An 8,894-nucleotide genomic window follows, 5' to 3' on the forward strand; every position below is an offset into this window, starting at 1 on the left:
AAATCTCCATCGTCCGTTCGGTTGATTTGGCTGTGGCCTTTGGTCTAGTGTGGCTGGCACGACCGGTGTGGGAGGCCACCCGTTCTCCGAGGACAGGAAGGGCAGCATGACCACGATGACCATGGCATCGACCGCGACCGAGGTGCACCGCGCGCCGCAGACCGGTGAGGAGTCCCGTGCCAGCGAGCTGATCACGGCGCTCGCCGCACTGCCCGCCGACCACCCGCAGCGGGCCGCCCTGCGCAACCAGGTCATCGAGGCGTGGCTGCCGCTGGCCAACCACCTCGCCGCCCGCTACAGCGGTCGCGGCGAGCCCGCCGGCGACCTGGCGCAGACCGCGGCGCTCGGCCTGATCAAGGCAGTCGACCGGTTCGACGCCTCGCGCGGTGTCGACTTCGCCGGCTTCGCCATCCCGACGATCCTGGGCGAGATCAAGCGGCACTTCCGCGACCGCACCTGGAACATCCGGGTCCCGCGCCGCCTCCAGGAGCTGCGGCTGCGCATCTCCGAGGCCAACAGCACGCTGACCCAGACGCTCAACCGGGCCCCGACCGTCGCCGACATCGCCGCCCACCTCGACGTCACCGAGGAAGAGGTCCTCGAGGGCCTGGAGGGCGCCCGCGCGTACAACGCGGTCTCGCTGTCCACCCCGATCGGCGACGGCGACAGCGCCACCGAGCTGGGCGACACCCTCGGCGCCGAGGACAACGAGTACGAGCTGGCCGAGCTGCGCGCCTCGCTGGGCCCGGCGCTCGCCACCCTCGACGAGCGCGAGCAGAAGATCCTCACGCTGCGCTTCTACGGCAACCTGACCCAGAGCGAGATCGCCGCCCGGGTCGGTGTCTCCCAGATGCACGTGTCCCGGCTGCTCGCCCGCGCGCTGACCAAGCTGCGTGGCCAGCTCACCGAGGCCTGATCCACCCCGACCACGACCCCCGCCGGCCACCCGGCGGGGGTCGAGTCGTGTGCACCCACTCCGGACCCTCTGTAGATCTTGGTACGGAAGCGCCCCCATGAGGGCGGCCCCGTACCAAGATCCGCGCAGTCCTGACCCCGGCCGGCGGACTCTGCGTTGATCTTGCACTTTCGGCCCTATTTTTGTCGGGATTGTTCCCTCTGCCGGGGCCGAAAGTGCAAGATCGCGGGGGCGAGGGTCAGTGGGGGAGGGCTGTGGACAGACGGCGGACGGCTTCGTCCATCTGTTCGGGTGGGGCGGCGGCGTAGGTGAGGCGCAGGTGCGGGGCGGGGGGTTCGGCCGCGTACCAGGGGCGCCCCGGGAAGACGGTGACCCCGGCCGCGGCGGCCGCCGCCGTCACCGCGACGTCGTCGACGCCGTCGGGCAGGCGTACCCACAGGTGCAGGCCACCGCGGGGGACGTCGCGCGGCGCCAGTGCCGGCAGGTGCCGGTCCAGCGCGGCGAGCAGCGCCTCCCGCCGGGCCCGCAACTCCCGGCGCAGGGTACGGCGGTGCCGGTCCCACGCCGGCGCGGTGAGGAACTCCAGCGCGGCCTGTTGCAGCGGCCCGGCGACGAAGAGGTCGTCGAGCAGGCGGGCGGCGCGCAGCCGCGCCCCGGCCGGCCCGCGCGCGCCGAGCGCGGCGATCCGCAGGCCGGGCGCGGCCGGCTTGGTCAGCGACCGCAGGTAGACGACGTGCCCGTCCGGGTCGTCGGCGGCGAGCGGCGGCGGGGCCTCGCCGTCGACGGTGAGGTCGCGGGCGTAGTCGTCCTCGATCAGGAACGCGCCGGCCTCGCGTACCGCCTCGGCGACCTGGTCGCGGCGGGCCGGCGCGAGCGTCGCGCCGTGCGGGTTGGCGTGCAGCGGCTGGCAGTAGAACACCCGCGCGCCGGTGCGGGCGAACGCGGCGGCGAGCTGGTCGGGCCGTACCCCGTCGGAGTCGGCGGGTACGGGCACCACCCGCAGCCCGGCCGCGCGGGCGGCGGCGAGCGCGCCGAGGTAGGTGGGGGACTCGACCAGAAGCGTGTCGCCGGGCGTGGTGAGTGCCCGCAGGGTCGACGAGAGCGCGGCCTGCCCGCCCGGGCAGATCACCATGTCCTCGGCGCGCAGGCCGCCACCGGATTCGCGGGCGAACCAGGCTCGCAGGTCCGCCCGCCCCTCCACCGGGCCGCGCTGCCACGTGGCGGGCTGGCGGGCGGCACGGGCGAGCGCCGCGCCGAGTGCGGCGGCGGGCTGGAGATCCGGGTCCAGGTAGCCACCGGTCAGCGGGATCGCGCCCGCCGGAGGTAGGGCCAGCAGCGCCTGCATCTCCTCCTCGCCGCCCCGCCTCGGGCCCAGCGCGACCGTCTGCCACGACAGGTCCGCCCGCTGCGGCCCGGTGCGCCGGGCGGCCACGAACGCGCCACGCCCCGGCCGCGTCTCGATCAACCCGTCCGCGACGAGCCGCCGGGTCGCCTCGGCGACTGTCACGGGGGAGACGTGATGGCGCGCGGTCAGCTCCCGCACGGACGGCAGCCGCGTGCCCGGGGCGGCGGATGCCGCCAGCGCACCCAGGTGCCGGACGAGGTGGTCGATAGCGCTACCATCATTCATGAAGGAACAGAGTAGCGCTACTGCCGTGATGACGGTAACGGTCAGGCCGGGCGGCGGGGTCGCCCTCGGCACGCTGGGGGTGCTGGCCTTCAGCATGTCGCTGCCGGCCACCCGCGTCGCGGTGCACACACTCGACCCCTGGTTCGTCGCGTTCGGACGCGCGGTCGGCGCGGCGCTGCTGGCGTGGGCCTACCTGCGCCTGACCGGTGCGCCGCGCCCCACCCGGGACCAGTGGCGACGGCTGTCGATCGTCGCGCTCGGCGTCGTCGTCGGCTTCCCGCTGTTCACGTCGCTCGCGCTCACCACGCAGACCTCCGCGCACGGCGCGGTGGTCGTCACCGTGCTGCCCGCCATGACCGCGGTGTTCGCGGTGCTGCGGGCCGGGGAGAGGCCGCCGCCGCTGTTCTGGCTCGCAGGCGCGGCCGGCCTGGCGCTGGTGCTCGCGTTCCTCGCCGCCGGCGGCTCGATCCGCGGCGCGCTGTCACCGGCCGACGCGTTCCTGCTCGCCGCCGTGGTGCTCTGCGGTCTCGGGTACGCCGAGGGCGGCAGGCTGGCCCGCGAACTCGGCGGTGCCCGGACGATCTGCTGGGCGTTGCTGCTGTCGCTCCCGGTCACCGTGCCGGTCACCGGGATTGCCGCGCTCCTGCACCGCCCGCAGGGCGGCGTCGCCGCCTGGACCGGATTCGGCTACCTCACAGTGGTGTCGATGTTCCTCGGCTTCTTCGCCTGGTACGCCGGGCTGGCCCGGGGCGGGATTGCCAAGGTCGGCCAGATCCAGCTCGTCCAGCCGGTGCTCACGCTGGTGTGGTCGGCAGTGCTGCTGGGTGAGGCGGTCACGCCCGGCGAGCTGGTGGTGGCGGGTGCGGTGCTCGCCTGCGTCGTGCTCATCCAGCGCACCCGGGGCGGCGCGGCGCCGGGCGTGACAGCGGGTCATCAGGCGTCGGTGAACAAGGCGGCGTAGCGGTTCAGGTGCAGCCGCCAGCCCCGTCGTGAGCGACGCCGTCGCGGACCGACTCCCAGCCCGGACCCCGCCTCAGCAGGCCGGGATGGCGCCGGTCACGCTGGAGACGTACGCGTGGCTGACGAAGTGACCTGACGCGAGTCGGTTCCACTGGCTGGTCGTCCGGTACGGCCCGCTCACCGACTGGCCGGTGACCGAGCACTCGATCGGCACGTTGGCGTAGGTGGCGGCCAGCCCGACGACGGGGTTGCTCGTGGCCGGGCCGGAGCGGATGTTGAGCGGGCCGCTGCCGATCCGGCCCCGGGTGCCGCTGCCGGTCCAGAGGTAGGCGACGTCGACCCAGGCGTTGTCGGTGAGCAGCAGTCCGTCCCAGAACGTGCCGTCGGCGAGGTCGATGCCGGCCGGGCTGCCCACCACGCGCCCGAACTGGTCCCGGCCTCCGTTGTAGCCGCTCTGGTACGCCGCCTGCGCCTCGGGCCGGCCCTGCGGCAGGTCCTTCCACGACTCGCGGACACTGCTCGGGTTCCAGTAGTCGTCCTTCGTGTTCCATGGCCCCATGTCCCAGACCGGCGCGTACTCGCAGCGGCTGCGGGTCGTGGTGCAGACCCGGACGGTGTAGTCGCCGGTGTTCCTCGGCGCCAGGCCACGGGCCGACGGCAGCGCGACGAAGTGGTCCCGCGAGACGATCACGTGCCCGTTGGCGGTGGTGCCGCCGACCAGCCCCTCCCGCGTGGCGTACACCCGGTAGGTGAGGCCCGGGGTGGCGGCCGTGACGGCGGCGACCGAGTCGGCGACGAGCCGGACCGCGCGCACGGTGGGCGCGGCGGTCGGCCGCTCGGCGGTGAGGGCCACCCGGATCTGCACCCGGGTGACGGGCTGGTCGAAGACGGCGGCGCCGGAGAGGGACCGCCACTCGGTCCACGCGCCCGATCGCCAGCCCCGTGCCGCCACCTCGACGGCGCCGCCGGGGGTCGCCTCGACGTCGGCCCGGACCCGGTTGGCCGGCGCGGCGAGTGGGTGGGGCGCGGTGACGAGCATGCCCCCGGCCGTCGGCCGGCGCTGGGCTGCCGGCCGGCTCGCCGTGTCGGCGAGGCGCAGTCCGGCGTCGGTCCAGCGGACGCCGACGTCGTCGGCGTCGACGACGGTGAGGTCGGCGGTCCACGCGCTGCCGGTGGCCGTGGGTTCCGCCGGGGGTGCGGCGGGCGCCGGGGAGACGGCCAGGACGGCGGCGAGCGCGCCGGCGGCCGCGGCCAGCGGGGTTCTGCGGGGATGGGGCATGGCGCTCCTCGTGAGGGCAGTAAGTAGACGAGTGTCGATCTCCAGGGTGAGGTGCAGGCAACCACCGATCGCGCGTCCCGTCAAGAAGGCGGCGCGGCCGGGCGGTGCAAAAAACCTGCAAACGCCAGCTCTTGCCTTCCTGGAAAGCGCTTTCATACGATTGCGTTACATCGATGTTTCATGTGCGGGCCGGGCATCGCAGATGAACCACATTCGCTGGCGGCGCGCCTGATCGCGTCGCGGCTCCTCATTATTCCCATTCGGTGACTGCCGCTGCTCGGCGGCGATTCCCGCATGCTCGAAAAAGGAATGAGGCGACATGAGAAGAACAGTCACGCTGCGACTCCACGCGGCACTGGCAACGGCGGTCGTCGGTATCGCCGTCGCCGTGGTGATGCCGTCCCCGCAGGCGTCGGCGGCGGCGGGCAGCGCCACCGGCTACGCCACCCAGAACGGCGGCACCACCGGCGGCGCGGGCGGCCAGACCGTACGCGCCACCACCGGCACCGCGATCCACGCGGCGCTGTGCAACCGGGCCAGCAGCAGCACCCCGATCACCATCGAGGTGACCGGGACCATCAACCACGGCAACACCAGCAAGGTCTCCGGATCGAGCTGCAACACCGCCGACGGCGTGATCGAGCTGAAGCAGATCAGCAACGTCACCCTCATCGGGGTGGGCAGCGGCGCCGTCTTCGACCAGCTCGGCATCCACATCCGCGACTCGCGCAACATCATCATCCGCAACGTCACGGTGCGCAACGTCAAGAAGTCGGGCTCGCCGACCTCCAACGGCGGCGACGCGATCGGCATGGAGAGCACCGTCCGCAACGTGTGGGTCGACCACGTCACGCTGGAGGCGTCCGGTGGCGAGTCGGAGGGCTACGACGGCCTGTTCGACATGAAGGACGACACCCAGTACGTGACGCTGTCGTACAGCATCCTGCGCAACTCCGGCCGGGGTGGCCTGATCGGATCCAGTGAGAGCGACCGCGGCAACGGCTACATCACGTTCGAGCACAACCTGTACGAGAACATCGACTCCCGTACGCCGTTGCTGCGCGGCGGCATCGCCCACATGTACAACAACCACTACAACGGGCTGCACGAGTCGGGCATCAACTCCCGGGCCGGCGCGCGGGCCAAGGTGGACAACAACTACTTCCGCAACTCCAAGGACGTGCTCGGCACGTTCTACACCAGCGAGCGCGGCACCTGGCAGGTCAGCGGCAACATCTTCGACAACGTGACCTGGTCCTCGCCCGGCAGTGACAACTACCCGGCGGGTCCGAACGTGACGTCCACGACCACTGTGAGCGTCCCGTACTCGTACCGGCTCGACGGGGCGAGCTGCGTGCCGGACATCGTGCGGCAGACCGCCGGCGCCAACACCGGCCTGCGCGTCTCCGACGGCAACTGCACGCCGCAGTCCCCGGCCCCGACCACGCCGGGGCCGACCACCCCGGCGCCGACCACGCCGCCGCCGGGAACGACCACGCCGCCCCCGTCCGGCGGGACCAACCTGAGCCTCGTCTCCGGTGCCGGCGCGGACGGTTCCAGCAAGGCCGACGGCACCAGCTACGGCAACGTGCGCGACGGCAACCTGAGCACGTACTGGTCGCCGTCCGGGTCGACCGGCACCGTCTCGATCAAGTGGGGCTCGGCCACCACCGTGTCCCGCGTGGTCATCCGTGAGCCGTCCGGCACCTCGGGTTCGATCGGGTCGTGGCAGCTCGTCAACAACGACAACGGCGCGGTGCTCGCCTCTGGCAGCGGGGCCGGCCAGATCACCTTCGGCGCGACCTCGCTGAAGAAGATCAACTTCAAGATCAACAGCTCCAGCGGTACGCCGAGAGTCGGCGAGTTCGAGACGTACGCCAGTTAGTAGTCACACACGAGCGGGGGCGGCCGATCCGGCCGCCCCCGCCCTTGTTCCGTGTCCCCGGTCAGAGAGTGAGTACGACTGTGGAGATGCTCCGCGCGCCGACGTTCACGGTCACCTGGTTGCCGTTCACGCCGACCGGCTGGCTCGCCGCGCTCGCGTTCTGCGACGTGGCCACGTACTCCGCCCGGCTGACGTTCTGCGGCGCCTGGATGATCGCGTTGTTCACCGCGCTGGTGGACCGGTTGAGGATCACCAGCGTGACCTTCCCGTCGCCGGAGTAGGCGGTCACCTCCAGCGGGGACGCCTTGGAGCTCTTGGTCAGGGCGACCCGCTGGTAGCCGGGCCGCACGTACTTCGCGTACTGCGAGAACGCGTACCCGCGCTTGAGCGGCGCACCCGCCACCGTGCCGTACGCGGACTCCCCGTCACCGATGAACGAGTAGTAGCGCTTGCCGTACCACCAGACGTACGCGCTCCAGTTCGACTCCATCGACTTGTGCACGGTGCGCATGATGTCGTCGAGCGTCTCGTTCCAGACCGTGGCGTTTGCCGGGTTGCCCCAGATGTTCGAGCCGCCGCCGTCGGCCTCGTGCAGGTTCCACTCGGTCATCCACACCGGCTTGTTGTACTGCTGCGCCAGCGTGTACGGCTTCAGCCGGCCGGACGCCTCGGTGCCGTAGAGGTGCCCGCCGATGTAGCCGATGTTGTTGCGGGCCGCTGCGTCGTTGAGCGTCGGGTCGGTGTAGCCGTAGTTGAGGTTCACCGCCTCGGCGACCATCAGCTTCGTGTTCTGCACCTTGGCGCCCTGCTCCCGCACGAAGGTCTGCAGCTCGGTGCCGCTCCAGTCCATCGAGTCGTAGTTCGGGTGCCAGTCCGGCTCGTTCTGCACGGACGTGACGTCGATCGTCACGCCCTGGTTGCGCATGTACTGCACGTAGCTGTTGAGGTGGCCTGCGTAGTCGTCGTAGTAGTCGGTGCGCAGCTTGCCGCCGTTGATCCGGCTGTTGTTCGTCTTCCAGGCCGCCGGGGCGGTCCACGGCGACGCCATGATCTTCACGTTCGACCCGTACGACTTCGCCGTCCGCAGCGCGCTGACCTGGGTTCCCCACTCGCCGGACACCGGCGAGATCCCGGTACGCACGATCGACAGGCCGAGCTGGTTGGGGCCGAGCCCGACGAGCGTCTGCGTCTCGGCCGTCGACCACGCGCCGCCCCAGATCGACACCGCGGCGCCGAACCCGTCGATCGTCTGGTAGCGGCTGGCGGTGTTGACGGTGATGTCCGCCGCCCCGGTGGGCGGCGGGGTGCTGGGCGAGGTGGTCGGCGAACTCGTCGGAGAGGTCGACGGCGACGTGGTCGGTGTCGTGGTGCCGCCGGTGCAGGTCACCCCGTTGAGCGCGAAGCTCGTCGGCACGGGGTTGCTGCTGGTCCAGGACCCGTTGAAGCCGAACGACGTGTTGCCGTTGGTGGGGATGGACCCGTTGTAGTCGACGTTGCGGGCGGTGACAGCCGCTCCGCTCTGCGTCACCGTGGCGTTCCACGCCTGTGTGACCGTCTGCCCGGCGGCGTAGGACCAGGTGAGCGTCCAGCCGTTTACCGGGTCGCCGAGGTTGGTGACTGTGACGTTCGCGCCGAAGCCGCCCTGCCACTGCGACGACACGGCGTAGGTGACCGCGCAGCCGGCGGCCGCCGCTCCGGCCGGCAGCGCCGCGGCCATCGCGGTGGACGCCAGCAGGACCGCGCCGGCCGACAACACCGCGGTACGGGTCGTTCTGTGCCTTCTCATGCGACCTTCCTTCCTGGACGGTCCGGCTCAGCGCTGGAGGGTGAGCAGTCCGGGGCGGTAGGGCAGGAGGCCGTAGTCGCCGCCGGAGTTGGGGGAGCGGCCCTGGTAGAGCAGTTGGAGGTTGCAGGGGTCGACGGTGAAGGTCTGGTCCGCGGTGGTGCGGATGAGCTCACCGTGGCTGATGTCGTTGGTCCAGGTGGCGCCGCTGTTGGCCTTGCCGGCGAACGGGTTGGACTCGGTGGCCGCCTGGGGGGTCCAGGATCCGTTCAGGCTGGTGGCGGTGAACGAGCGGAAGTAGCGGCCCTGCGAGCCGATCGCCTCGACGATCATGAGGTAGCGGGTCTGGCCCTGGAGCTTGTAGACCTGCACGGCCTCGAACAGGTTGTTCGTCGAGTCCGACATGATGGTGGTGTAGTTCGAGCCGAAGCTGCCGGGGAA

At 71.6% G+C, this 8,894-nt stretch carries 7 protein-coding genes; 3 read left to right on the top strand and 4 right to left on the bottom strand.

Annotated features, from left to right (window positions below):
• Positions 1-106: 106 nt before the first annotated feature.
• Complete coding sequence (locus AB0C17_RS27625) at positions 107-916, top strand: SigB/SigF/SigG family RNA polymerase sigma factor (RefSeq protein ID WP_357384407.1); 810 nt, start codon at positions 107-109, stop codon at positions 914-916.
• A 238-nt stretch (positions 917-1,154) separates the two neighbouring features.
• On the opposite strand, the gene AB0C17_RS27630 is transcribed toward AB0C17_RS27625, so the two are convergent.
• Positions 1,155-2,546: a PLP-dependent aminotransferase family protein gene (locus AB0C17_RS27630; RefSeq protein ID WP_357384409.1), complete on the bottom strand. Its 1,392-nt coding sequence runs from the start codon at positions 2,544-2,546 to the stop codon at positions 1,155-1,157.
• 28 nt (positions 2,547-2,574) lie between these two features.
• Between AB0C17_RS27630 and AB0C17_RS27635 the strand changes: the two genes are divergently transcribed.
• Positions 2,575-3,507 carry a DMT family transporter gene (locus AB0C17_RS27635; RefSeq protein ID WP_357481166.1) on the top strand — a complete coding sequence of 311 codons (933 nt, stop codon included), beginning with the start codon at positions 2,575-2,577 and terminating at the stop codon, positions 3,505-3,507.
• Between the two features lie 72 nt (positions 3,508-3,579).
• Here the strand turns inward: AB0C17_RS27635 and AB0C17_RS27640 are convergent, their stop codons facing one another.
• Positions 3,580-4,785, bottom strand: a complete 1,206-nt coding sequence (locus AB0C17_RS27640) for a hypothetical protein (protein WP_357384413.1) — start codon at positions 4,783-4,785, stop codon at positions 3,580-3,582.
• A 319-nt stretch (positions 4,786-5,104) separates the two neighbouring features.
• On the opposite strand from AB0C17_RS27640, the gene AB0C17_RS27645 reads away from it, so the two are divergent.
• Complete coding sequence (locus tag AB0C17_RS27645) at positions 5,105-6,670, top strand: pectate lyase (protein WP_357481169.1); 1,566 nt, start codon at positions 5,105-5,107, stop codon at positions 6,668-6,670.
• 61 nt (positions 6,671-6,731) lie between these two features.
• Here the strand turns inward: AB0C17_RS27645 and AB0C17_RS27650 are convergent, their stop codons facing one another.
• Together AB0C17_RS27650 and AB0C17_RS27655 are read right to left on the bottom strand one after the other, a co-directional pair.
• Positions 6,732-8,456, bottom strand: a complete 1,725-nt coding sequence (locus tag AB0C17_RS27650; protein WP_357481171.1) for a cellulose binding domain-containing protein — start codon at positions 8,454-8,456, stop codon at positions 6,732-6,734.
• A gap of 27 nt (positions 8,457-8,483) precedes the next feature.
• A partial coding sequence (locus AB0C17_RS27655) for a non-reducing end alpha-L-arabinofuranosidase family hydrolase (protein ID WP_357481174.1) occupies positions 8,484-8,894 on the bottom strand: 411 nt, incomplete at its 5' end.

Source organism: Micromonospora sp. NPDC048887 (assembly GCF_040649715.1).
Taxonomy (GTDB): Bacteria; Actinomycetota; Actinomycetes; order Mycobacteriales; family Micromonosporaceae; genus Micromonospora.